The 24,952-nt window shown below is 54.0% G+C and carries 28 protein-coding genes; 13 read left to right on the plus strand and 15 right to left on the minus strand.

What is annotated here, in order from left to right; translation table 11 throughout:
* The first annotated feature begins 45 nt into the window (after positions 1-45).
* The 6 genes from rhaS (at position 46) to rhaM (ending at position 6,274) form a co-directional block, all read left to right on the plus strand.
* A complete protein-coding gene (gene rhaS / locus AB182_RS24720) occupies positions 46-1,032 on the plus strand; it encodes a rhamnose ABC transporter substrate-binding protein (protein ID WP_047372382.1) in 987 nt (328 codons plus the stop codon).
* A 101-nt stretch (positions 1,033-1,133) separates the two neighbouring features.
* Positions 1,134-2,645, plus strand: a complete 1,512-nt coding sequence (locus AB182_RS24725) for a sugar ABC transporter ATP-binding protein (RefSeq protein ID WP_047372383.1) — start codon at positions 1,134-1,136, stop codon at positions 2,643-2,645.
* The gene (locus tag AB182_RS24730; protein WP_047372384.1) at positions 2,645-3,649 is read left to right on the plus strand and encodes an ABC transporter permease; all 1,005 of its coding nucleotides are present in this window, start codon (positions 2,645-2,647) and stop codon (positions 3,647-3,649) included. Before AB182_RS24725 ends, AB182_RS24730 begins: the two co-directional genes overlap by 1 nt.
* Positions 3,646-4,650 carry an ABC transporter permease gene (locus AB182_RS24735; RefSeq protein WP_047372385.1) on the plus strand — a complete coding sequence of 335 codons (1,005 nt, stop codon included), beginning with the start codon at positions 3,646-3,648 and terminating at the stop codon, positions 4,648-4,650. Before AB182_RS24730 ends, AB182_RS24735 begins: the two co-directional genes overlap by 4 nt.
* A gap of 164 nt (positions 4,651-4,814) precedes the next feature.
* Positions 4,815-5,963 carry a lactaldehyde reductase gene (gene fucO, locus AB182_RS24740; RefSeq protein ID WP_047372386.1) on the plus strand — a complete coding sequence of 383 codons (1,149 nt, stop codon included), beginning with the start codon at positions 4,815-4,817 and terminating at the stop codon, positions 5,961-5,963.
* Positions 5,960-6,274 (plus strand): L-rhamnose mutarotase, encoded by a 315-nt coding sequence (rhaM, locus tag AB182_RS24745; protein ID WP_047372387.1) that lies wholly within the window; start codon positions 5,960-5,962, stop codon positions 6,272-6,274. Before fucO ends, rhaM begins: the two co-directional genes overlap by 4 nt.
* Positions 6,275-6,429: 155 nt before the next feature.
* Here rhaM and AB182_RS24750 read toward each other — a convergent pair whose 3' ends face one another.
* The 5 genes from AB182_RS24750 to AB182_RS24770 form a co-directional block, all read right to left on the minus strand.
* Complete coding sequence (locus AB182_RS24750; protein WP_047372388.1) at positions 6,430-7,704, minus strand: MFS transporter; 1,275 nt, start codon at positions 7,702-7,704, stop codon at positions 6,430-6,432.
* Entirely contained in the window at positions 7,701-8,192 is a 492-nt protein-coding gene (locus AB182_RS24755) for a YhcH/YjgK/YiaL family protein (protein WP_047372389.1), read from the minus strand. The genes AB182_RS24750 and AB182_RS24755 overlap by 4 nt, the downstream gene beginning before the upstream one ends.
* Positions 8,193-8,207: 15 nt before the next feature.
* Positions 8,208-9,131, minus strand: coding sequence for a dihydrodipicolinate synthase family protein (locus tag AB182_RS24760; protein WP_047372390.1), 924 nt, complete (start codon positions 9,129-9,131; stop codon positions 8,208-8,210).
* Positions 9,132-9,146: 15 nt separating this feature from the next.
* Complete coding sequence (locus tag AB182_RS24765) at positions 9,147-10,361, minus strand: PfkB family carbohydrate kinase (protein ID WP_047372391.1); 1,215 nt, start codon at positions 10,359-10,361, stop codon at positions 9,147-9,149.
* A 215-nt stretch (positions 10,362-10,576) separates the two neighbouring features.
* On the minus strand, positions 10,577-11,125 hold the full coding sequence (locus AB182_RS24770) for a helix-turn-helix domain-containing protein (protein WP_047372392.1): 549 nt from the start codon (positions 11,123-11,125) through the stop codon (positions 10,577-10,579).
* A gap of 104 nt (positions 11,126-11,229) precedes the next feature.
* Between AB182_RS24770 and AB182_RS24775 the strand changes: the two genes are divergently transcribed.
* Positions 11,230-11,892, plus strand: coding sequence for an AzlC family ABC transporter permease (locus AB182_RS24775; protein WP_047372393.1), 663 nt, complete (start codon positions 11,230-11,232; stop codon positions 11,890-11,892).
* Positions 11,892-12,215, plus strand: a complete 324-nt coding sequence (locus AB182_RS24780) for an AzlD domain-containing protein (RefSeq protein ID WP_047372394.1) — start codon at positions 11,892-11,894, stop codon at positions 12,213-12,215. The genes AB182_RS24775 and AB182_RS24780 overlap by 1 nt, the downstream gene beginning before the upstream one ends.
* A 15-nt stretch (positions 12,216-12,230) precedes the next feature.
* Here the strand turns inward: AB182_RS24780 and AB182_RS24785 are convergent, their stop codons facing one another.
* The 8 genes from AB182_RS24785 to AB182_RS24820 all read right to left on the minus strand — a co-directional run bounded on the left by AB182_RS24785 (position 12,231) and on the right by AB182_RS24820 (position 17,694).
* Entirely contained in the window at positions 12,231-12,788 is a 558-nt protein-coding gene (locus AB182_RS24785) for an AAA family ATPase (RefSeq protein ID WP_071845951.1), read from the minus strand.
* Positions 12,785-13,222 (minus strand): PTS sugar transporter subunit IIA, encoded by a 438-nt coding sequence (locus AB182_RS24790; protein WP_047372395.1) that lies wholly within the window; start codon positions 13,220-13,222, stop codon positions 12,785-12,787. The genes AB182_RS24785 and AB182_RS24790 overlap by 4 nt, the downstream gene beginning before the upstream one ends.
* Positions 13,223-13,231: 9 nt before the next feature.
* Complete coding sequence (locus tag AB182_RS24795; protein WP_047372396.1) at positions 13,232-13,501, minus strand: hypothetical protein; 270 nt, start codon at positions 13,499-13,501, stop codon at positions 13,232-13,234.
* Between the two features lie 70 nt (positions 13,502-13,571).
* Positions 13,572-14,414, minus strand: a complete 843-nt coding sequence (locus AB182_RS24800; protein ID WP_047372397.1) for a class II fructose-bisphosphate aldolase — start codon at positions 14,412-14,414, stop codon at positions 13,572-13,574.
* The gene (locus tag AB182_RS24805) at positions 14,401-15,768 is read right to left on the minus strand and encodes a PTS sugar transporter subunit IIC (RefSeq protein ID WP_047372398.1); all 1,368 of its coding nucleotides are present in this window, start codon (positions 15,766-15,768) and stop codon (positions 14,401-14,403) included. The genes AB182_RS24800 and AB182_RS24805 overlap by 14 nt, the downstream gene beginning before the upstream one ends.
* The gene (locus AB182_RS24810) at positions 15,761-16,075 is read right to left on the minus strand and encodes a PTS sugar transporter subunit IIB (protein ID WP_047372399.1); all 315 of its coding nucleotides are present in this window, start codon (positions 16,073-16,075) and stop codon (positions 15,761-15,763) included. Before AB182_RS24810 ends, AB182_RS24805 begins: the two co-directional genes overlap by 8 nt.
* A 10-nt stretch (positions 16,076-16,085) precedes the next feature.
* The gene (locus AB182_RS24815) at positions 16,086-17,066 is read right to left on the minus strand and encodes a 6-phosphofructokinase (RefSeq protein ID WP_047372400.1); all 981 of its coding nucleotides are present in this window, start codon (positions 17,064-17,066) and stop codon (positions 16,086-16,088) included.
* 415 nt (positions 17,067-17,481) lie between these two features.
* A complete protein-coding gene (locus AB182_RS24820) occupies positions 17,482-17,694 on the minus strand; it encodes a YdgH/BhsA/McbA-like domain containing protein (protein ID WP_047372401.1) in 213 nt (70 codons plus the stop codon).
* Between the two features lie 140 nt (positions 17,695-17,834).
* On the opposite strand from AB182_RS24820, the gene AB182_RS24825 reads away from it, so the two are divergent.
* Both AB182_RS24825 and AB182_RS24830 read left to right on the plus strand, forming a co-directional pair.
* On the plus strand, positions 17,835-18,356 hold the full coding sequence (locus AB182_RS24825; protein ID WP_047372402.1) for a Crp/Fnr family transcriptional regulator: 522 nt from the start codon (positions 17,835-17,837) through the stop codon (positions 18,354-18,356).
* Between the two features lie 56 nt (positions 18,357-18,412).
* On the plus strand, positions 18,413-18,916 hold the full coding sequence (locus tag AB182_RS24830) for a YgjV family protein (RefSeq protein ID WP_047373434.1): 504 nt from the start codon (positions 18,413-18,415) through the stop codon (positions 18,914-18,916).
* Positions 18,917-18,965: 49 nt separating this feature from the next.
* Here AB182_RS24830 and AB182_RS24835 read toward each other — a convergent pair whose 3' ends face one another.
* Together AB182_RS24835 and fdhD are read right to left on the minus strand one after the other, a co-directional pair.
* A complete protein-coding gene (locus tag AB182_RS24835) occupies positions 18,966-19,178 on the minus strand; it encodes a YdgH/BhsA/McbA-like domain containing protein (protein ID WP_047372403.1) in 213 nt (70 codons plus the stop codon).
* A gap of 129 nt (positions 19,179-19,307) precedes the next feature.
* Positions 19,308-20,144, minus strand: coding sequence for a formate dehydrogenase accessory sulfurtransferase FdhD (gene fdhD / locus AB182_RS24840; RefSeq protein ID WP_047372404.1), 837 nt, complete (start codon positions 20,142-20,144; stop codon positions 19,308-19,310).
* Positions 20,145-20,299: 155 nt separating this feature from the next.
* On the opposite strand from fdhD, the gene fdnG reads away from it, so the two are divergent.
* Genes fdnG through fdoI form a run of 3 tightly spaced genes read left to right on the plus strand, consistent with a single transcriptional unit; the run spans position 20,300 to position 24,900 of the window.
* On the plus strand, positions 20,300-23,350 hold the full coding sequence (fdnG, locus tag AB182_RS24850; protein ID WP_139153725.1) for a formate dehydrogenase-N subunit alpha: 3,051 nt from the start codon (positions 20,300-20,302) through the stop codon (positions 23,348-23,350).
* A 12-nt stretch (positions 23,351-23,362) separates the two neighbouring features.
* On the plus strand, positions 23,363-24,265 hold the full coding sequence (gene fdxH / locus AB182_RS24855) for a formate dehydrogenase subunit beta (RefSeq protein ID WP_039077360.1): 903 nt from the start codon (positions 23,363-23,365) through the stop codon (positions 24,263-24,265).
* Complete coding sequence (fdoI, locus tag AB182_RS24860) at positions 24,262-24,900, plus strand: formate dehydrogenase cytochrome b556 subunit (RefSeq protein ID WP_047372407.1); 639 nt, start codon at positions 24,262-24,264, stop codon at positions 24,898-24,900. Before fdxH ends, fdoI begins: the two co-directional genes overlap by 4 nt.
* Positions 24,901-24,952 lie beyond the last annotated feature (52 nt).

The following is a 24,952-nucleotide window of genomic DNA, read 5'->3' on the forward strand; positions in this document are numbered from 1 at the left end:
GCAATGTGAAAGACGACGGGAAACTAACTCAGTGGAGTAAAAGCAATGAAAATAAAGACAAGCTTGATCCTCACCGTTGCCGCCCTGGCGTTGTCCGGTTCCGCATTAGCAGAAGTCAAAATCGCTCTCGTGGCGAAATCATTGGGAAATGGTTTTTTTGAAGCAGCAAACACCGGCGCGCAGGAAGCCGCCAAAGAGTTAGGCGATGTCAAAGTCATCTATACCGGCCCAACCACTACCACCGCAGAAGCACAGATCGAAGTGCTCAACGGCCTGATCGCTCAGGGCGTGGATGCGATCGCGATTTCCGCGAACGATCCCGATGCCGTGGTCCCGGTACTGAAAAAAGCCATGCAGCGCGGCATCAAAGTGGTCTCCTGGGATTCCGGCGTGGCGAAAGCGGGTCGTCAGATACATCTGAACCCGTCCAATAATGCCCTGATTGGCGAAACCAACGTCAAGCTGGCCGTTGATGCCTTAAAAGCGCTGAACGTTGAGAAAGGCGATGTGGCCATTCTGAGCGCCACCCCAACCTCTACCAATCAGAATATCTGGATTGAAGAGATGAAAAAGGTGCTGCCGAAGTACCCCTCCGTCAATCTGGTGACCGTTGCCTATGGCGACGATCTGTCTGATAAGAGCTACCGCGAAGCGGTGGGTCTGCTGAAATCGTACCCCGATCTGAAAGTGATCGTCTCTCCGTCCTCGGTGGGTATCGTGGCCGCCGCGCAGGCGGTGAAAGACCAGGGCAAAATCGGCAAAGTTTACGTCACCGGCCTGGGTTTGCCGTCTGAAATGGCGGGTGCCGTGAAATCCGGGGCGACGAAAAGCTTCGCCATCTGGAACCCGATCGATCTGGGTTACGCCGCGACCTACCTGGCGGATGATTTAGTGAAAGGGACAGCGACGAAAACCGAGGCCAATATGGGCAAACTCGGCAAGGTGAAACTGGATGCTGACGGCAATGGCGCAATGGCAGAGCCGTTCGTCTACGACGCCAGCAACATTGATAAGTTCTCGAAAATTTTCTAATCCCTTCTCCCTCTCCCGGTGGGAGAGGGTCGGGGTGAGGGCATCAGGCCGCCCTCACTTTAACCCTCTGCCGAGGGGAGAGGCGATATTTGGAGAACATCATGACGGCATCCACACCCCTGCTGTCGCTCAAAGGCATCACCAAGGTCTTCCCTGGTGTCCGTGCCCTTGAGAACGTACAGCTCGACCTCTGGCCCGGCAAAGTCACCGCGCTTATCGGTGAAAATGGCGCGGGCAAGTCCACGCTGGTCAAAGTTATGACCGGTATTTACCAGCCTGAAGAGGGCGAAATTCTCTACAAAGCTATTCCCATTCAGCTTCCGACACCGGAATCTGCGCACAAGGTGGGGATCACCGCCATACACCAGGAAACCGTGCTATTCGACGAATTGTCCGTCACGGAGAATATTTTCGTCGGTCAGTACATCTATAAAGGTCTGTTGAAAAAGCTCGACTGGCCCGCCATGCACCAGAAGGCGCGGGATATTCTGACCCGCCTGGAAGTGCAGATTGACCCGCGCGCCACGCTCAAAACCCTGAGCATCGCCCAGCGTCATATGGTGGCGATTGCCCGCGCGCTGTCGTTTGAAGCGCAGGTGGTGATTCTCGACGAACCTACCGCCGCCCTCTCTCAGCACGAGATTCTGGAGTTTTATCAAATTGTTGAGCGTTTAAAACAAGAGGGCAAAGCCATTCTGTTTATCTCGCACAAGTTTGATGAAATCTTCGAACTGGCAGACCACTACACCATTCTGCGCGACGGCGTGTGGATCGGTTCCGGTGCCATGCAGGACATTACCGAAGAACGCATGGTCGCCATGATGGTCGGTCGCGCCATTACCCAGACCTACCCGAAAGTTGCCTGTGAAATGGGCGACACGGTGCTGGAAGTCAAAGACCTCTGCCACCCGACCGAATTCGCCCATATCGACTTCTCTTTGCGTAAAGGGGAGATCCTCGGCTTCTACGGTCTGGTGGGCGCCGGGCGTACCGAACTGATGCAGGCGCTGTCCGGCGTTTCGCGCCCCTCTTCCGGTGAGATAGTCCTCAACGGCAAAGCGGTCCATTTCAAACAGCCCGCCGATGCCATCCACGCCGGGATTGTCTGCGTGCCAGAAGAGCGGCAAAAACAAGGGGCGATTATCGAACTCCCCATCGCTCAGAACATCAGCCTGCCGCAACTTAGCAAACTCAACCCGAACGGCGTGCTCAACGACGCCAAAGAGTGGGCGCTGGCGGACGAGTACGCCAAACGGCTGCAGGTGAAAGCCTTTAGCTGGAAGCAGGCGGTCGAAACCCTCTCCGGCGGCAATCAGCAGAAGGTGGTGATCGGCAAATGGCTCGCCACCCACCCGGACGTGATCATCCTCGATGAACCGACCAAAGGCATCGATATCGGCTCGAAAGCGGCAGTGCACCAGTTTATGTCCGAACTGGTTTCACACGGACTGGCAGTGATCATGGTGTCGTCCGAACTGCCGGAAGTGATGGGCATGGCCGACCGCATCATCGTGATGCACGAAGGGCTGATGGTCGCTGAATATCAGGCCGGTGAAGCCACGGCGGAAACCATCGTCAGCGCCGCCAGCGGCGCCGGTAAGGAGGCAGCATAATGTGGCAACAACTCCTTAAACACCGCGAAGCCCTGCTGGGCGGCGTTATCGTGCTGATGGTGCTCGCCATCGGCAGCCGCGTGCCGTCATTTATCGGCCCCGGCAACCTGGTGGAGATGTTTAACGACACTTCCATTCTCATCATCCTCGCCCTTGGGCAGATGATGGTGTTGCTGACCAAAGGCATTGATTTGTCGATGGCGGCCAACCTCGCGCTGACCGGGATGATCGTCGCGCTGCTCAACTTTCACCATCCGGATATTCCGGTCTGGGCGCTGCTGATTCTGGCCTCCGTGCTCGGGCTGGTGATGGGCATCATCAACGGCCTGCTGGTGTGGAAGATGGGCATTCCGGCGATTGTGGTCACGCTCGGCACCATGAGCATCTATCGCGGCATCATCTTCCTGCTCTCCGACGGTGGCTGGATTAACTCCCACCAGATGAGCGCTGATTTTCTCGGTCTGCCGCGCTCGTCACTGCTCGGTTTGCCGTTACTAAGCTGGTGCGCCATCGCCGCGTTATTTGTGGTGGGCTACTTCCTGCGTTACAGCCGTACCGGCCGCGCCCTGTATACCGCAGGCGGCAACGCCACGGCGGCGTATTACACCGGGATCAACGCCGGGAAAATGCAGTTCGTCAGCTTCTGTCTTTCCGGGGCGCTGGCGGGTTTCTGCGGTTATTTATGGATTTCCCGCTTCGCGGTGGCGTATGTCGATGTGGCGAACGGTTTTGAACTGCAGGTCGTGGCAGCCTGTGTCATTGGCGGTATCAGCACCATGGGCGGAACAGGCCGGGTGCTGGGATGTTTGTTGGGCGCGCTGTTCCTTGGCGTTATCAATAACGCGCTGCCAGTCATCGGTATTTCCCCCTTCTGGCAGATGGCGATTTCCGGCTCGGTCATTGTCATTGCGGTTCTGCTTAATGAACGCGGCAACAAGCGCAAAGGACGTTTAATCCTGCGCGATGCAGCCCTGGCACGACAAAAACAGGCGGTGAAATCATGACCAAAATGCTGACTTCCGACGCCATGAAAAGCGCTCCCTCCGCTACTCCATTCTGGCAGCGTCTGATGTGCTGGGAAGGCTTTTTGCTGGCGGTGACCCTCGCGGTGTTTATCGTGAACGCCCTGGCGTCACCCTATTTCCTCAATATCTGGAACCTGTCCGACGCAACCTTCAACTTCACGGAAAAAGCGATCATCGTATTGCCAATGGCGATGTTGATTATTGCCCGTGAAATTGACCTGTCAGTGGCCTCCACCATGGCGCTGAGCTCAACGGTCATGGGCTTTTGCGCCGCCGCAGGTATGGACACCGCACTGCTGGTCTGTGTGGGACTGGGCGTGGGGCTGCTGTGCGGCTTGTTCAATGGCTTCCTGGTGACGCGTTTCAACCTCTCCTCCATCGTTATCACCATCGGGACCATGAGTCTGTACCGCGGCATCACGTACATCCTGCTCGGCGATCAGGCGCTTAATGCGTATCCGGAGAGCTTCGCCTGGTTTGGTCAGGGCTATGTCTTCGGCGCGCTGTCCTTCGAGTTTGCGCTGTTTATTGTGCTTGCCGCCGTCTTCGCCTTTGTCTTACACCGCACCAACTTTGGTCGCCGCACTTATGCCATCGGCAATAACCCAACCGGCGCGTGGTACTCCGGCATTAACGTAAAACGCCACAACCTGATTCTGTTTGCGCTGGTGGGACTGATGGCGGGCCTGGCGTCAGTATTGCTGACATCCCGTTTAGGCAGTACGCGCCCGACGATTGCGATGGGCTGGGAACTGGCGGTGGTGACGATGGCGGTGCTGGGTGGCGTCAATATCCTTGGCGGTTCCGGCAGCATGGTGGGCGTGGTGATTGCCGCCTTCCTGATGGGGCTGGTGACCTTTGGTCTGAGCCTGCTCAACGTACCGGGGATTGTGATGTCGATTATCGTCGGCGCGATGCTGATCGTGGTGATTTCCCTGCCGATTATCTACCGCCGGGTGATGCAGCGCAGAAGGATTTAATTTACCCCTCACCCTAACCCTCTCCCACAGGGAGAGGGGACTGCTCGGTGCGGCCTTCCCCTTCTCCTCCCAGAGGAGAGGGCCGGGGTGAGGGGTACAGAATACTTCCGACGACATGGAGTTTCGCCGCCGGACAAAAATCACAGCAATTATGGAGATAGATTATGAGCTTTATGTTAGCCCTTCCCAAAATCAGCCTGCATGGCGCGGGCGCCATCAGTGATATGGTCAACCTGGTCGCTGGCAAACAGTGGGGTAAAGCGCTGATTGTCACCGACGGGCAACTGGTCAAACTCGGCCTGCTCGATAGCCTGTTTGCGGCGCTGAAAACGCACCAGATGGCCTATCACCTGTTCGATGACGTCTTCCCGAACCCGACCGAAGAACTGGTGCAAAAAGGCTATGCGGCCTACAAAGCCGCGGGCTGCGATTACGTTATCGCCTTCGGCGGCGGCAGCCCGATCGACACCGCAAAAGCGGTGAAAATCCTCACCGCCAACCCAGGCCCCTCCACCGCCTATTCTGGCGTCGGCAAAGTGAAAAATGCAGGTGTGCCGCTGGTGGCGATTAACACCACCGCCGGGACCGCCGCGGAGATGACCAGTAACGCCGTGATTATCGACAGCGCTCGTAAGGTCAAAGAAGTCATTATCGACCCGAACATCATCCCGGATATTGCCGTGGACGATGCCAGCGTGATGCTGGAAATTCCGGCTTCCGTCACCGCCGCAACCGGCATGGACGCCCTGACCCACGCGGTCGAAGCCTTCGTCTCCGTGGGCGCGCATCCGCTAACCGACGCCAACGCGCTGGAAGCCATTCGCCTGATCAACCTGTGGCTACCGAAAGCAGTGGACGATGGTCATAACCTGGAGGCACGCGAGCAGATGGCCTTTGGTCAGTATCTGGCGGGTATGGCATTCAACAGCGCCGGTCTTGGCCTGGTCCACGCTCTCGCCCACCAGCCGGGGGCGACTCACAACCTGCCGCACGGCGTCTGCAACGCCATCCTGCTGCCGATCATCGAAAACTTTAACCGCCCCAACGCCGTGGCACGTTTTGCTCGCGTGGCGCAGGCGATGGGCGTTGATACCCGTGGCATGAGCGACGAAGCCGCGAGCATGGCGGCCATTCAGGCGATTCGCGATCTCAGCGCGCGCGTGGGTATTCCATCTGGTTTCAGTAAGCTGGGCGTCACTAAAGAGGATATTGAAGGCTGGCTGGACAAAGCGCTGGCGGATCCCTGTGCGCCGTGCAACCCGCGCACCGCAAGCCGCGATGAAGTCCGCGAACTCTACCTGGAGGCCTTATGATCCGCAAGGCCTTTGTGATGCAGGTAAACCCCGATGCACACGAAGAGTATGAACGTCGCCATAACCCTATCTGGCCCGAGCTGGAAGCGGTGCTGAAAGCGCATGGTGCACACCATTACGCGATTTATCTCGATAAAGCACGCAACCTGTTGTTCGCGACGGTAGACATTGAGTCCGAAGAGCGCTGGAACGCGGTGGCCAACACCGACGTCTGCCAGCGCTGGTGGAAACACATGCGCGATGTGATGCCCGCCAACCCGGACAACAGCCCGGTGAGCGCAGAGCTCAAAGAAGTGTTTTACCTGGCGTAAAAACGAAATAGCTCCCCGCAAGGGGAGCTATTATTTTGTAGGCCGGATAAGGCGCCTGCGCCGCCATCCGGCAAACGCGTTCAGGACGGGTCAAGCGAATAAAAAAGCCCGGCGGTTGTCCGTCGGGCTTCTTATTTTTACGGTATCAGCCGTGATTAACGAATCGGTTTACGCACAAAGAAGCCGTAGAAACAGGCGCCCATAAATAACAGGCAACCGCCAAGAATAAACACATTGGTGAACTGACCGGTCACATCCAGAATGATACCGGTGACGATCGGCGCCAGCGCGGCCCCGAGGAAACCACCAAAGTTCTGAATAGCCCCTAACGAGGCCACCTGCCCTTTCGGCGCCATATCCGTCGCCAGCGTCCAGATAACCCCTGAAGGCATCTGCGAACAGAAATAGCCCAGCGTCAGCAGCGTAATCGCGGTTGTAGTATCGCTTACGAACGGAATCGGCATTACGAAGCAGGCTGCCATCCCGGCGCCTAATACAATTGGCACCTTACGCGCCGTCACCGCTGAAACACCCCGCCGCACCAGGCGGTCAGACAGCGTACCACCACATAACACCCCGAGAATCCCGGCGAAGAAAGGTACTGAGGCAATCAGGCCGGTTTGTTTCAGGCTAAAGCCAAGGGATTTTTCCAGGTATCCCGGCAACCAGGTCAGGTAGACCCAAATGGTGAACATAATGCAGAAGTTACCGGCAATCATGCACCAGGTCGTCTTGTTGCGAAATAACGTGCCCCAGTTCCCTTTTGGTTCGTCCGACGCGGCGGTAGTCACCTGGCCGGTGTGGATCTGCATCGCTTCACGTGCATCAGGATCGCGATAGAACTTAAGCCAGGCCAGAATCAACGGCAGACCTAACAACCCAACGGCGATAAACATGCCTCGCCAGCCCACCCACAGCAGCAGTATGGTCAGCAGTGGCGGTGCAATCGCATTCGCAATTTGCGAACCGGTGTTGATGATAGAAGTAGGCAGACCACGCTCTTTTTCCGAGAACCAGCTCTGGGTAATTTTAATGCCGGAGGTGAAGAACGGTGATTCCGCAATCCCCAGCAGCATACGCAGGCCATAGAAGAAGCTGTAAGTGTTAACAAACCCCATCAGGAAGGTCACTGCAGACCACATCCCCAGCGCGCCGGTAAACATCTTTTTCGGGCCAAAGCGGTCAACCAGCCACCCGGCAGGCAGGTTCGCCAGCGCGTATGGCCATAAAAACGCAGAGAGCAGCAGTCCCATTTGGGTGGCAGAAAAACCAAACTCTTGTGAAATCGTTGTGTTGGCGATACTCAGGTTAGCGCGATCCAGATAGTTCACCACTGCAGCCAGCAGCAGAATAAGGATGATGCCCCAGCGGCGACGCGAAAGTTCAGGTGCTTTAACAACGGATTCAGCGGGAGATTGCACAGTACTCATACCGTTTCCTCCAGAAGTTCACGGTGAATTTTGATAACCGCTTTGCGCAGGTGGCATGGCGCATCGCCAGGCTGGTGAGCACACGGGCGGTGGATGTCATCAGGGAAAAAAATGGCAAACATACCAGGGGTCAGCGTCACCGGGTTTTCATCCTCATTAACCTGCCAGAACAGAATGTCCTGTTCTGGCGTACGGTCTTCCACGACGCGATGTTTACCGCAGCTCACTGAACTCACTCCCATCACTTCATGGCCGGAAATGAGGTACTGAATATCGATAAACTGGCGGTGTGATTCCGGGCGTGCATCACTGAATGGCACACTGTCCATCTCCTGCAACAGGCAGAAAAGTTTTCCCGGAATAATGTCGATTTTCCCCGGCTTCTCATGCCTAAAATCATGTTGCGCGATAAACGCCAGCGCCCGGCGAAAGACCGGATGATACGCGCTGGCCTGGGCAGGCCAGGTCTGAAGGCTGGTCACAATCATGACAGTCTCTCCGCATTAGCGCGCAAGGCGCGTCTGCCACAGCTCAGTGCCGGCACGGATTTGATCGAGGATCACCGTCAGCCCCCAGAATTTCGTCAGCACATCATCTTTGTTTACCCGGCAGGTCACATCGTCAAAGGTACCCAGACGCTGGTGGTAAATTTTGGCGTTTTTGGGATAACCCAGGGTTTCAGTCACGGCGCCCAGAGAGAGGAAAATCGCCAGTTCGTCGGCAAGCTCGCGCTGTGTTTTACCGTGATGCCACAGCCAGCTATACAGTTCTGGATGGAAGTTAGTGAACACGCCGCTGAACCCCTGTGAACCCGCAAGAATCGCTGGCCAGGCAATAGCGGCGTTGGCGTTGATGACATTCAACGGCGTGCCCCGCGCCAGTTTGACGCGGCGTTCGACGGTCGGCAGGTCGCAGCTCACATCTTTCAACACCACAAAACGACCGCTGTTGGCGCACCAACTAAACTCATCATCCGTCAGCAGACGACGATACGGCGCCGGGCATTCATACAGCCCCAGAGGCAGTTCTTTTGGCAGGGTATCAAGCAGCGTATTCAGAGTGGCAAAAAAGGTCTCGCTCCCCTCGTTGCGCGGATCCAGATGGTTAGTGACCAGCACCAGCGCATCAATGTTGGTCTGCGCCATCGCTAACAACTCTTCTTTTTGCGCCTCGATATCATCGCTGATATGACCGGAGGCGATCACCGGAATACGCCCATCAACGTGCTGTACCACAAAGCGGGCAAGTTCTACGCGCTCTTGCAAGGAAAGGAACTGCATTTCACTCGACTGGCAAACCGCAAACAGCGCGTCGACGCCTTTCTCCAGATACCAGTCGATCAGTTTTGCCAGCGCCGGGTAATCAATCTGTTCATCGGCGGTGAAAGGGGTCAACATGACCGGAACAATACCGTTAATGGTTTTCATTTTTTTCGTCCTGAATTAGTTGTGAGTACGGAGTCGTGCTGTTGCCTGTTCGAAGTCAGGCATATTGGATGCCCCCTCCAGCTCTACAGCGAGAGAGGCAAATGCAGAGGCCCAGGTTGCGGCCTGAACCAGGCTGTTTCCGGCAGCGAGAGAAGCCGCCAGCGCGCCATTAAATGCATCCCCGGCGCCGGTGGTATCGACCGTGACTGCCGGGAATGCGCGGATATGGCTAAATTGCTTGTTATCGAGCAACAATGCGCCACGCGAACCCATGGTAATGAGCACTTTCTTAGCACCCATATCAGCAATAATGAGCGCGGCTTCTTTTGCAGTATCCAGGTCACGAACATCAACCCCGGATAATAAAGAGGCTTCGGTTTCATTGGGGGTAATTACATCGACAAAGGGCAAACATGGAATTATTTCGTCTGAACACGGTGCAGGATTAAGGATGACGATTTTCCCTAATCCGTGAGCCATTTCAATTAATGCCACAATAGCATCAAGGTTATTCTCAAGCTGTACCAATAAAACATCGGATGAAGACAATTCAGAGGCAATGGCCTGCACTTCACTATGGGTAATGGTTTTATTTGCTCCGGAATAAATGGCAATCATATTCTCACCATTTTCCTGAGACACATAAATAATTGCATTACCCGTAGGCTCACTATCAGACTGATATAAGGTATAAGAGTGGATTTCGGACGCGTTCAAATGATCTGCGGCAAGTTGGCTAAACTGGTCTTTTCCCACTTTCGCTGCGAAATGAACTTTCGCGCCGGCTTTACTTGCAGCGGTGGCCTGGTTTGCGCCTTTACCGCCAGGCCCAAGGCTGCTTGCCAGCGCCAGCAGTGACTCGCCCCCGCGCGGAAAACGTTCTACCCGCGCGACAATGTCCACATTGAATGAACCAAAAACACAGACCTTACCCTGCATAACTTTTCCTTTTTGTTGATGATCGTTCTGTGGTTTTCTGTGGGCTATCGGCTGGAGTAAAACTTCAAATCCACGGCCGGTTTCAGAGATCAATTCCGATTGCAGACTTCGCCGCAAAATAATCGCACCGCCGTGGCAACGTTGTACCAACCCCATTTCTGCTAAAATATTTAAATCACTACGTATCGTTTCTTTAGATACGCCATGACAGGCAGAAAAATAATTAACCGTGCCACGCTCATGTTTATTTAAATATTGCCAAATAAGATGTCTTCGTTCTTCAAGAAACATAATTAGCCCCGAAATCACAATTGAAGTATACGAATCGCATACTGCTGGAAGAGTGATATCAATCTCATGTTTACAGGCAAAACGGAACCAAACAAAAATGGCAGGATAAAACGTGGTGTAGAAGATTTATTGACGTAATTCTGAATATCAGGAGGCGTGAATATAGTGATACAGACTATAAATCACCTGCGTGTCAGCATGACACGCAGGCATATTTAATTCTGCTCCGCGACTAAAATCGCCTGAGTATCCGGCGCCAGCGCTTTGAAAATATGCGGCAGATCCGCCGGGTAGCAGATGTAGTCGCCTTCGTTTAACTCTTCCGGGGCTTCCATGAGCCCGACCATCGCACGTCCACGTGTCACAATAATATGCTCAACTGAACCCGGTGGATGCGGCTGAGAAATACGATCAGCGCCAGGTTGAGCATCCAGAAAATAGATGTCACGCCGCGCGCCCGGCGGGCAAGTCGCGAGCAGCGTCGCCTGGTAGTGGGCCAGTTCGGCAACCACTTTCGTGCCTTCGCCACGCCGAATGACCTGTGTTCTGACGGCCTGCGGCTCCAGCAGACGGGCAAAAGGGATGTCCAGCGCTACGCACAAAGACCACAGGGTCTCAATGCTGGGGTTGCCATTTCCGGCCTCAAGCTGGGAAAGCGTGGATTTCGCGATACCGGCACGGCGGGCAATTTCCGCCAGTGAAAGTCCGGTTCGCAGGCGTTCTCGCACCAGACTTTTGGCGATCATGCAAATTGGCTGTGTCATGATACGACTCCAGTGTTCTATAAAATGAACGAATCGTTCACCTTGAAAAACGATTCTGATGTGTTCATTATAATGGAAACTCGTTCGATATAGCTGAAAATTGTATGTTCACACAATACTTCTCAAGCCTGACAAGCGATACGATCAAAGCCATATTGCTGGTGTGTCTGGCGGTTGGGGTCGTCGGCGTCTCCTACGGTTCACTGGCAATGGCCTACGGTTTTCCGCTGTGGGTGCCACTCGCCCTGTCCACGCTGGTGCTGGCGGGCGCCTCCGAATTCATGTTCATTGGCATTGTCGCCAGCGGCGGTAATCCGCTGGCGGCTGCCGTCGCCGGGTTGCTGGTGAATGCCCGCCATTTGCCCTTTGGCGTTACGGTGCGCGAGCTGGTGGGCACGCGTACGGCAAGCTTCTTCGGCTGCCACATTATGAACGATGAAAGCGTCGTGTTTGGCCTGGCGCAACCGACATCGGAACAACGTAAAGCCGCCTATTGGCTATGTGGACTGGGTATCGCCCTGCTCTGGCCGCTTGGCGTCGTTGTTGGCGCGGGGGTCGGAAAACTGCTGCCTGCCCCGGAAACCATCGGCCTGGATGCCGTCTTCCCGGCTATTTTGCTGGCATTAGTGTTACCCGCACTGAAAAAGAAAACCACGCTGATTCGTGCCGCCAGCGGCGCCGTTCTGTCCCTTGCCGCCGTGCCTTTTACGCCTGTGGGCCTGCCGGTACTGCTCTCTTTACCTGGGCTGCTGATGAGGAAGAAATAATGGCGAATACCATGCTGGTCATGATCGGTATTGCAGTGCTGTCGGTGGGGACCTGGCTGATGCGCTTTGGCGGCGCAAAGCTCGGCAACAAACTGGCGCTGTCAGAACGCTCTCAGGCGCTGTTGTCTGATGCGGCGACCACCTTACTCTTCTCCGTGGCACTGGCGGCAACACTGTATGAAGGTGAACATTTCGCCGGCATGGCCCGCGTGCTGGGGGTGATGTTTGCCCTGTTTCTCGCCTGGCGCAAAATGCCGCTCATCGTAGTGATCCTCTCCGCCGCCGTGGTCACCGCGCTGTTACGCCTGGCCGGGGTGGCATAATAGCGCCCGCAGGCGCTATCCCTTTTTTTGCTGCAGCAAATGCGCATCCAGCCAGCTAAACAGACGGGTGTAGCTCTCTTCACTTCCCTGTTCAAAGCGAAACACCGGGCCAAGCGCCATTGGTTCGGCGTTGGCGGCCAGCACCGCCAGCTCCGGCAGATATTCCTCGCCAGGGTGGCCAACCCGTCGTTCGCCAAGGCGCCTTGCATACCGCGCGACGGCGACGTCAGGGGCGACCGCGTTCCAGACTTCCAGTATCCGCGTCACCCCGGCCTTTTCCAGGTAGTCAACCAGCTTCTCCTTCGGCTGAAAACCAAACCAGGCGTCGACAATAAACGGGCAACCTGCTGGCGCATGGCGAATAATCGACCAGATGACGTCATAAGCCGCGCAGCCCAGCTTACGATTAAACGCCCGGTCTATTTCGCTAAACTGCGCCATAAACGGCTCTTTGATGCCGTCGATGGTCAGAATGGGTAGCGAAAACCGTTCCGACAGTTGGCGTGTCACCGTGGTTTTCCCGGATGCCGGTACACCGTTGACCAGCACGACCGTTTTCATTTGCGTAGTCATAACAGCGCCACCACCTCCTCCCTTGTCCGTGCCGCCCGCAGCGCCGCCAGCGTGTCATCGTTATCCAGCAGATGAACAATGGCGCGAATACCTTCTTCAATATGCGCATTACTGTTGCGAGCACCGAACATAATGACGATATCCGCCGCTTCACTTTCGCCAAAGCGTATCGGTTCCTGCAATAACACCAGACTAAAACAGTCGCGCTTCACGCCGCACTCCGGGCGGGCATGCGGCATGGCGATGCCCTCATCAAACACATAATAGGCACCATGCTCCAGCGTACTGTCGATCACCGCTTCGCCATAGCGAGCCTCCAGATAGCCCCCCTTAATCAGAGGCCGGGCGGCGAGCCTGATCACCTGCCTCCAGTCCTTTTCCGTTACGCCAACCTGAATCGCATCCGCTTCGATAAGAAGATCTTTAATCGTCATCCGTTCTCCCTAAATATTACGCCGAATAATATTGCGCAATTCGTCGATACGAATAAAGAGAGAATCCACTTCATGGCGATGCAGTTTACTTTTAGCAAAGACATTTAATGCCCGGTTATACAGCAACATTAATTGTTTTTGCACATCGCTATTTCGCGGATCCTCCACCAGTTTACCTTCCAGTGTTTTAATATCGACAGCCAGCAATTCAGCCTGTCTGTCATATTCTTCCACCGCCGTATCGTCTTTTTTCCACAACGACTTCAATGATTCAAACATGACTCACTCCCGCCCCGACGGGTGCCGGAGCACCAGGGTTATGGAATAAAATTAACGTGGTAATGCAGGATTATTTAAATAAATTCATTTTCTCGACCAGCACCTGGGTGACGGCATCGTTGGCAGGGATCAGGAATTTACGCACGCTGTCATTCACCTTCCCTTTTTCAAAGGTCGATTTGCACTGGCCAACCCACTGCACATTCATCTCCGTGCCGACGTTCACTTTATTGATCCCTTCGGTCACGGCCTTGCGCATATCCTCATCACTGACGCCGGTTCCGCCATGCAGCACCAGCGGCGTGCCGGTGGCGGCGCTTATCTCCTGTAAACGCTGATGCTGGATCTGCGCCTTACCGGTATACAGCCCGTGTACCGTGCCGACCGATACCGCCAGCATGTCCACGTGGGTTTCCTCGACAAAACGTTTCGCATCTTCCACGGTGGTAAAGCAAATGTCCTCTTCGGCCACGGCCTTACCGTCTTCCGAACCGCCAATCGCGCCCAGTTCGGCTTCAACCGAAATACCGCGTGGACGCGCCATCTCCACCACAATACGGGTATTAGCAATATTCTCATCAATATCCAGATGCGAACCGTCGTACATAATTGAGCTAAATCCGGCGTCGATTGCAGTCTGAATCGCGTTAATATCCGAGCAGTGATCTAAATGCAAACAAGTAGGTACATTTTCGCTTGCCGATAATGAGCGCACAGAATCAACCAGTAATTGATATCCCAGATAGTGCGCCGTTCCGGTTGATATCTGAATCATCAATGGGCTGTTAGTTTGCTTTGCCGCTTTAAAAAAAGCGGGCAACATTTCCAGACAATGTAAATTAAACGATCCGACAGCTTTAAATTGACGCGCTTTGGCAATTTCTAACAGTGCAGTGAAATTATGCAGACTCATGGACTTTCTCCCCTTTTGGTTTTACTGATTTGCCATTAACAAACCAGGCAAGGAACGCAACAAAGACAATAAACAGACCGACAAACAGCCAGTTATTCTGGAAGGCATGCCCCAGAACCAGGCCAGAGCTGATGACATCGGAGTCACTGAACGTCACCCCGGTAAAGCCGTAACTTTCCAGCATCGGCACCAGGATGGCCGGGAGGAAGGTGATAAACAGGCCGTGGACAACGCCACCGATGACCGCGCCACGACGCCCACCCAGCGCGTTACCAAAGACACCTGCCGTGCCGCCCGCAAAAAAGTTAGTCAGCAGGCCAGGCAGAATCATCGCCAGACCAAACATCGGGAAGACCAGCATGCCGATAATCGAACCGACGGTGGTGGCCAGGAAGCCGACGATGACCGCATTCGGGGCGTAGGGGAACAGAACCGGGCAATCGAGCGCCGGTTTAGCGTCCGGGACGATGCGCATGGCGATCCCCCGGAAAGCAGGCACCAGTTCGTTCAATAGCAGACGCACACCGCTATAAAGGACGAACACCCCGGCGACAAACTGAATGGATTGCATAAAGGCGTACATCAGAAAATTCACGCCATGAGAGAACTGGCTGATATATTCCGGGCCCGCCGCCACTGCCGGGATGAGGTACATCGGCACCATCACCACCGCCATGGCAAGATAGGTATCCTGCAGGAATTTGAAGTTGTCCGGCAGTTGCAGGTCTTCCGTAGAGCGGGAGCCTTTGCCCACGACTTTTGCGACAGCCGCCTGGACCAGGTAGCCAATGGTACAGAAGTGCCCCAGCGCCACGTCATCGGAACCGGTAATGCGTCGGACCACCGGTTGCGCCAGCGCAGGCATCAGTACCGCCATCGCGCCGCCAAAAATACCGCCCGTAAGGATCAGCGGTAGCCCGGTCAGACCTGATTTATAACCAATAACCGCCCCGATGGTCGCCATCCACAACAGCGCCTGCCCGGTGAGGAAGATGTATTTCAGTGGCGTCAGGCGGGCAATGATGATGTTGACCGCAAAAATCACCATCAGCGTCAGCGCCACTTCGGAACCCAGTTCACGGTTCGCCAGCCCGGCGATGGCGGCAACGTCCGTGATGTAGCCTTTCATGCCAAAACCGTGGGTGAAGATATCGTTCAGGAAAGTCAGGGTGGCAACGATAATATTGATACCGGCCATCATGATTAAAAAACCGAGCAGCGTTTTAAAGGTTCCCTCGGCAATTTTTCCCGGCGATTTCTTTTGTAAGATCAAACCGAGCATGGCAATAAAAGCAATTAATATCGATGCCTGCCCGAGTAAATCCTTGACGATAAACTCAACAAAGCTATTCATGGTCAGTTACCTTCATGTTATGCAGTTTTAAGAACGCGATAATTTTTTGTTCGATCTCTTCTTTATCGGTTAATTTATTAAGCACAACGACTCGTTTGATTTCTTCTTCACTGGCATCTGCCGTTAAAATGTCGGCAAAGACTTTTTGTGTCAAAATCATATCGGATTTAAATGCACCGGCTTCTGAAACTGTCGTGTGTTCAACTTTTGCCGGAATTTCTAATTTTTTCAGCACCGCTTTCGCGCTCATTTCGATCGCAAAGCTGGAGCCGAGGCCGCAGCCACATACGCAGAGAACTTTAAGCATGTAAATCTCCTCAAATAATATTGAGTTGTTTGGCCAGTTTGTAGGGATGTCCTTCTGTATCTACCAGACGTTTTTTCATACTAACAAGATCAATCGGAATAGGTTTATTACTGGAATTGATAATAATGGCTTTATTCTTCATGCCAGATTGAATACAACGTACGACTTCACTGGCCATAATGGTGCCCTGATAAATTTCTTCACAGGTGGGGTCACCGTTACGTAGACCATAGCCAATAATTGTTTTACGAATACGCACACCAATCCGTGGTTCAAGCTGCTTGATCATGGTGTCGATAGCACCCTGAAAACCGGGCGTATACTCTCTGGTGTAACCTTCGGAACACAGGATCACCACACTGTTCTGGCTGGCAAGGCGGTCTTTAATACGTTGAGATAACTCATCAATGGGGATCTGGCATTCCGGAATAAGAGCAATATCCGCATTGCTTTTGATCGCCGATTGCAGCGTCAACTCGCCACAGTAACCACCCAAGACTTCCACCATAAATACACGACCGGGTAACGCCCGGCCGGTATTTCTGAGTCGGGAAACTTCTTTGATAATTTGTTCGCAAGCGGTAGAAAAGCCAATCGAATAATCGCTGCCATACACATCATTATCAATCGTCATGCCGACGCCAAAACAATTCACATCAAACTCACTGAGCGTATTCAAAAATTGCAGCGATCCGTCACCACCCGCCATAACCAGCACATCAATTCGCAATGACTTTAATTTTTTCGCAATCGTTTCGTATTCACTTCGCACTAATTTACGGGTTGTGCGACCAGAGGTAATAATAGGGATAGAGGCAATGGAAAAATCCACTAAATCCCGCCAGTCAATTTCATTGTGTTTCTTTTCAAGTAAACCAGGTATCCCTCCGTTGAACAGGGTAATTTCTGCCTGCGTCAGTCTCGCGATTTGAAAAATAAAATTATTTATTCCCGATACATCACCACCGCTAATGACTACACCGATTTTCATCGCGAATTCCCCACTGGCTGCCTGTGCGAATATTTTTCCCTGACTTCAAGGGGCATATTTGCAATGAAAGTCACATTTTACGGATAATTTTGTTACCACCAGCCATTGACAGAGATATTAACAACTCATTATTTGTGATAAAAATCACATAAATCCAGTGAGATGCAACTCACAGTATTTTTATTAATTTCTTTTCAATCATTGGGTTATAAAAAAATAATGGTGGGGATAAAACAGAGAAATAAAATCGTCGTTACGGCGTTTCGACAGAGAGTAATTTTGTGACTGTAGCCGCATTTTTTAGCGTAAAAGAGGCATATGGGGAGGTAATTCAGAAGAGGGAGAGAGTAAACCGGGGAAAAAAAGAACCTGTCCCCGCTCCGAAGAGCCAGGGACAGCGGCAATGCGGGAAAACTTATTTGGTCAGTTCAGCAGTCATATGGACCTGGTTACCGGTGAAAGCTTCGGTAATCTGGTATGAAGACGCGCCAGCCTGTTGCGCCTGAGCGGCAATTTTCGCTTCTGCACCGGACAGTGTAGAGTCAGTTGCGGTGACGGTCTGCGCAGCGAAAGAACCGAAAGAAGAAGCCAGAGCGACAACTGCGACAAAAGTTTTGATGCTTTTCATGATATAAACCCTTCTGAATGTTTGTTGAGATGAGGCGTTGCGCCTCGATGAAAGAAATAATAGCCCTTAACCTCATCAACAAACAGCGGAATGATTTGCATTTATTTTTCAAATTATTTGAATCACCAGGAGAGTAAAAAATGACCCCAGACTGGCTCACCGCCCTGCAGCAATTTGGGCGCACGCGTAGCGTGTCGGCGATGGATATTCTGCTACGTCAGGGGGAGCCACAGCGTAGCGTGTTTTGGTTGCAGGAGGGGACGGCCCGGGCGGTGTATCACTCGGCACAGGGCCACGAAAGAGTGAAAGAGTTCTATTTCACCGGGGAGTGCTGTTTTCTCTATCTGAGCTGGCTCACCGGTTCGCTGGCGGATTACAGCCTGCAAATGCTCACTCCCGGCAGGCTTTGCGAAATTCCGCTACGCCTACTCGATCAGCCCGAACACCTCGCCGCGCGACTGGCGCTGCTCAGTCAGCAGGTGGTTTACAAAGAAAAGAAAGAGCAGATGTTTTTGCTCAATAATCCCGAACAGCGCTGGCAATACGTGCAGACCCATTTTCCGGACTGGGAGCAGCAACTCACGCAAAAAGATCTTGCCAGCTACATCGGTATCTCCCCGGTGAGTTTGTCGCGAATTCGCGGGCGTCTTAACAAAGGTTAATGACCGACACGCCCACCCTTCTTATGCTGCTCCCCTTTTCTGCTGCGGGCGATGCGATGACACCATTTTTCCTCTCACAAATTCTGGCGGGCCTGTCGTTTGGCCTGGATGTGCTGGCCTTTCAGTTTGTCCGTCGCCAGCGCTCTCTACAGACTCTCGCCTGCTCTACCAGCCTGCTGGCGCTCCATTTCTGGCTGCTCGGTGAAGTCAGCGCCTGCGGACTGATGGCGCTGGCAGCCTGCCGATATCTTCTGGCGACCGTTACCACCAGCCAGCGTGTGAAAGGGGGATTTCTTTGCGCGTCGGTGTTATGCAGCGTGCTGACCTGGCAGCACGCAACGGATATCTTCCCGCTGGCGGGCAGCTTGCTCATGACGGTTGCCGCCTTTCAGTCAACGGCGACGGGATTACGACTGATTACCCTGAGCGGCAGTCTGTGCTGGCTTATCAATAATATTCTGGCGGGCTCGCCGATGGCGATCGTCATGGAAGGCACGTTTATGCTGAGTACGCTGGTGTCGTACTGGCGATTAAAACGAGGAGCGGCGGTAGCCGGGTAATTCAGAAACGAAAAAAGCGCCCGCAGGCGCTCTTTCGACAGTGTTACGCTTATTTGGTCAGTTCTGCGGTCATGTGCACGCGGTCACCGGTGAAAGCTTCGGTGATGTGGTAAGAAGAGGCACCCGCCTGCTGAGCCTGCGCGGCGATTTTCGCTTCTGCACCGTCCATTGTGGAGGCGGTGGCGGTCACTGTCTGTGCAGCGAAAGAACCGAAAGAAGAAGCCAGAGCGATAACTGCGACAAAAGTTTTGATGCTTTTCATGATATAAACCCTTCTGAATGTTTGTTGAGATGAGGCGTTGTGCCTCGATGAAGTAAATAGTAGACCTGAACCTCACCAACAAAAAGCGGAAGAATTTGCTCTCAACATTCAAAAAAACTGATTTATATCTTACCCTGCAATCAAACGCTGCGGATGGGTATAAATCGTTGCCCTGCCCGGCTTACAAAACCCCACCAGCGTCAGGTTACAGCGCTCAGCAACCTCAACGGCCAGGGTGGTTGCCGCAGAGACGGCGAACAGAATTTCCACGCCGCACATGGCTGATTTTTGTACCATTTCATAACTCGCACGGCTGGACACTAACGCTGCTCCCGTCTGCCAGGATGCCCCTTCATCGGCGCGATGGCCCAGCAGTTTATCCAACGCCACGTGGCGCCCGACATCCTCATGCCCACCCACAAGTTGCCCGGAAGGCAGCATCCACGCCGCCGCATGGGTGCACCCCGTAAGTTTGCCTATCGGCTGGAAATCGGTGAGATGCGCCAGCGCTTGATCCAGATTTGCCACATCAAAGGTCTGCGTAAACGGCAGCGGCGCAACAGGCTTACCGATGTCATTGAGTTGTTCCACACCACATACGCCGCAGCCTGTTCGGCCAGCCAGCGCCCGACGCCGCTCTTTCAGCCCCATAAAGCGACGGCTGGAAAGTTCAATCTGTACCTCCAGACCGTTACACGACGGCACGACCTCCATACCGAAGATTTCCCGCGGGCTTTCAATAATCCCTTCGGACAAGGAAAAACCGACGGCAAACCACTCCAGGTCTTTGGGCGAGGCCATCATCACGACATGAGAAATGCCGTTATAGACCAGGGCAACAGGAACCTCTTGCGCAAGGGTATCAGGGCGGGAATGCTGCAGATCATTACGCGACCACAGCGAAACGCGGCGGGCACCTGTGATCACGTCTGCATTTTCGAGTTGTTCTGTATGGACTTTGTTCACGTTGTTTTAACCGAATAAGAACAGTCTTACCTACATTATGATATTCTGGACGTATACCCCTTTTGGGCCAGGGGATTAGCGTCAATTTTGTACCTTTGCGGCGGCGACCGCAAAGTAAAAAAATCTCGTGACAATGTCGAAACAAGGAGCAAACCATGCAGGTCAGCAGAAGGCAGTTCTTTAAGATCTGCGCTGGCGGTATGGCAGGTACGACGGCGGCGGCGCTGGGCTTTGCCCCCAGCGTAGCGCTGGCGGAAACGCGGCAATATAAATTACTGCGCACCCGTGAAACGCGAAACACCTGCACATACTGTTCTGTCGGCTGTGGGCTGTTAATGTATAGCCTCGGCGACGGCGCGAAAAACGCCAAAGCATCTATTTTCCATATCGAAGGCGACCCGGATCACCCGGTGAACCGCGGTGCGCTGTGCCCGAAAGGTGCAGGCCTGGTGGATTTCATTCATTCAGAAAGTCGTCTGAAATACCCGGAATACCGTGCGCCAGGCTCCGACAAATGGCAACAAATTACCTGGGAAGACGCGTTTGATCGCATCGCAAAACTGATCAAACAAGACCGCGACGCCAACTACATCGCGCAAAACGCTGAAGGCACCACCGTTAACCGTTGGCTTTCCACCGGTATGCTGTGCGCTTCCGCATCCAGTAACGAAACCGGTTATTTAACCCAGAAATTTACCCGCGCCCTCGGCATGCTCGCCGTGGATAACCAGGCGCGTGTCTGACACGGACCAACGGTAGCAAGTCTTGCTCCAACATTTGGTCGCGGTGCGATGACCAACCACTGGGTAGATATGAAAAACGCCAATCTCATCATCGTGATGGGAGGAAACGCTGCTGAAGCGCATCCGGTGGGATTCCGCTGGGCGATGGAAGCAAAAATCCATAATGGCGCCAAATTAATCGTTATCGATCCTCGATTTACGCGAACCGCTTCGGTCGCGGACTTTTACACGCCCATTCGTTCCGGGACGGATATCGCTTTCCTTTCCGGGGTTCTGCTGTATCTGCTGACCAATGAAAAATACAACCGCGAATACACCGAGGCCTATACCAACGCCAGTCTGATCGTGCGTGAAGATTTCGGCTTTGAAGATGGCCTGTTTACCGGCTATGACGCGGAAAAACGCAAATATGACCGTTCAAGCTGGAACTATGAGCTGGATGAACAGGGCTTCGCCAAACGCGACACCACCCTTACTCACCCGCGATGTGTCTGGAACCTGTTGAAACAGCATGTTTCTCGTTACACGCCAGAAGTAGTGGAAAACATTTGCGGCACGCCAAAAGCGGATTTCCTGAAAGTCTGCGAATACATCGCGCAAACCAGTGCTCATGACAAAACCGCGTCGTTCCTGTACGCACTGGGCTGGACGCAGCACTCTGTGGGTGCGCAAAACATTCGCACTATGGCGATGATCCAGTTGCTGCTCGGCAACATGGGGATGGCAGGTGGCGGGGTGAACGCCCTGCGTGGTCACTCCAATATTCAGGGACTGACCGACCTGGGCCTGCTGTCGCAAAGCCTGCCCGGTTACATGACGTTGCCAAGCGAAAAACAGACGGACCTGCAGACCTATCTGACCGCCAACACGCCAAAACCGTTGTTGCAGGGCCAGGTCAACTACTGGGGCAACTATCCAAAATTCTTCGTCTCGATGATGAAAGCCTTCTATGGCGAAAAAGCGACGAAAGAAAATAACTGGGGCTTCGACTGGCTGCCGAAGTGGGATAAAAGCTACGACGTCCTGCAGTATTTCGACATGATGTTTAAAGGTCAGGTGAACGGCTACATCTGCCAGGGCTTCAATCCGGTCGCGTCGTTCCCGAACAAAAACAAAGTCGTGGCGGCGCTGTCGAAACTGAAATTCCTGGTCACTATCGACCCGCTGAACACGGAAACCTCCACGTTCTGGCAAAACCACGGTGAGTCGAACGACGTTGACTCATCGAAAATTCAGACCGAAGTGTTCCGTCTGCCCTGTACCTGCTTTGCCGAAGAGAACGGCTCTATCGTCAACTCCGGTCGCTGGCTGCAATGGCACTGGAAAGGTCAGGATGCGCCGGGAGATGCGGTTACCGATGGTGAAATTCTGGCGGGCATCTTCCTGCGCCTGCGCAAAATGTACGCCGAAGAGGGCGGCGCCAACCCGGAACAGGTGCTGAGCATGACCTGGAACTACTCCACACCACACGAACCGGCTTCGGAAGAGGTGGCGATGGAGAGCAACGGGAAAGCGCTGGCGGATATCATCGATCCGGTGACCAATACGGTTCTGGTGAAAAAAGGTCAGCAACTCAGTTCGTTCGCCCAATTGCGTGACGACGGCACCACCTCCAGCGGCTGCTGGATTTTCGCCGGTAGCTGGACACCGGACGGCAACCAGATGGCCAAACGCGATAATGCCGACCCGTCAGGCCTTGGCAATACGCTCGGCTGGGCATGGGCATGGCCGCTAAACCGTCGCATTCTGTATAACCGCGCTTCCGCAGATCCGCAGGGTAAACCGTGGGATCCCAATCGCCAGCTTCTGAAATGGGACGGGGCGAAATGGGGCGGCGTGGATATTCCGGATTACAGCACTGCCGCACCGGGTAGCGATGCGGGGCCGTTTATCATGCAACCAGAAGGGTTGGGCCGCCTGTTCGCTATCGATAAGATGGCGGAAGGGCCGTTCCCGGAACATTATGAGCCGTTTGAAACACCGCTGGGCACTAACCCACTGCACCCGAATGTTGTCTCTAACCCGGCCGCGCGCGTCTTTAAAGACGACATGGCCGCGATGGGTAAAGCGGATAAGTTCCCTTATGTCGGCACCACGTACCGTCTGACCGAACACTTCCACTACTGGACCAAGCATGCATTGCTTAACGCGATCGCACAGCCGGAGCAGTTTGTGGAAATCGGTGAAAAACTGGCGGGCAAGCTGGGGATCGTCCAGGGCGATACCGTGAAAGTCTCCTCCAACCGCGGCTATATCAAAGCCAAGGCAGTGGTGACCAAGCGTATTCGGACACTGAACGTGCACGGCAAAGAGGTGAATACCATCGGTATTCCCATTCACTGGGGTTATGAAGGCGTGGCGAAGAAAGGCTTTATCGCTAACACCCTTACCCCGTTTGTCGGTGACGCAAACACCCAGACGCCGGAGTTTAAGGCGTTCCTGGTGAATGTGGAAAAGGTCTAGCGGAGACGAATTATGGCTTACCAATCTCAAGATATTATCCGTCGTTCCGCAACCAACGGTTTTACCCCCGCGCCTCAGGCGCGGGACCACCAACAGGAAGTGGCGAAGCTTATTGACGTCACCACCTGTATTGGTTGTAAAGCCTGTCAGGTAGCCTGCTCGGAGTGGAATGATATTCGTGATGAAGTGGGACATAACGTCGGGGTTTACGATAACCCGGCGGACCTGACCGCTAAGTCATGGACGGTCATGCGTTTTTCCGAGGTGGAGCAGAACGACAAACTGGAATGGCTTATCCGCAAAGATGGCTGTATGCACTGCGCCGATCCGGGTTGTCTGAAAGCGTGCCCGTCAGAAGGGGCTATCATTCAGTATGCCAACGGGATTGTCGACTTCCAGTCTGAACAGTGTATCGGCTGTGGCTACTGCATTGCGGGCTGCCCGTTCAACGTACCGCGCCTGAATCCGGAAGATAATCGCGTCTACAAATGTACGCTGTGCGTAGACCGCGTTACCGTCGGTCAGGAACCGGCCTGCGTGAAAACGTGTCCGACCGGCGCTATCCACTTCGGTAGCAAAGAGGATATGAAAACGCTGGCAGGCGAACGCGTGGCGGAGCTCAAAACACGTGGTTATGACAATGCGGGCCTGTACGATCCGGCCGGCGTCGGCGGTACGCACGTTATGTACGTACTGCACCATGCCGATAAGCCGAATCTGTATCACGGTCTGCCGGAAAACCCGGAAATCAGTGCCACCGTGAAGTTCTGGAAAGGTATCTGGAAGCCGCTGGCCGCGGTGGGTTTTGCCGCGACATTCGCAGCCAGTATCTTCCACTACGTCGGTGTCGGTCCAAACCGCGCAGAGGAAGAAGACGACAATCTGCATGAAGAAAAAGACGAGGTGCGCAAATGAAAAGACGTGACACCATCGTGCGCTACACGGCGCCGGAACGCATCAACCATTGGGTCACCGCCTTCTGCTTCGTGCTGGCGGCGGTGAGCGGGCTGGGATTCTTTTTCCCGTCCTTTAACTGGTTGATGCACATTCTGGGTACGCCGCAGCTGGCACGCATTCTGCACCCGTTTGTTGGGGTGGTAATGTTCGCGTCGTTCATCATCATGTTCTTCCGCTACTGGCATCACAACCTCATCAATCGGGATGATATCTTTTGGGCGAAGAATATTCGTAAGATCGTCGTCAACGAGGAAGTGGGGGATACCGGGCGCTATAACTTCGGCCAGAAATGTGTGTTCTGGGCGGCGATTCTCTTCCTGGTGTTGTTGCTGGTGAGCGGCATCATCATGTGGCGTCCGTACTTCGCACCCGTTTTCTCTATCCCGGTCATTCGAATTGCGATTATGGTTCATTCGTTTGCCGCCGTAGCGTTAATTGTGGTTATTATGGTGCACATCTACGCCGCACTGTGGGTGAAGGGCACGATAACCGCCATGGTGGAAGGCTGGGTCACCAAAACGTGGGCGAAGAAACATCACCCGCGCTGGTACCGTGAAGTCCGCGAAAAACAGCAGGATAAGCCCCTGCCGTAAGGACACAGGGTTCATGAACGCATAACTGGGCGCCGGAGACGTTTTTCTCCGG

Source organism: Phytobacter ursingii (assembly GCF_001022135.1).
GTDB lineage: Bacteria > Pseudomonadota > Gammaproteobacteria > Enterobacterales > Enterobacteriaceae > Phytobacter > Phytobacter ursingii.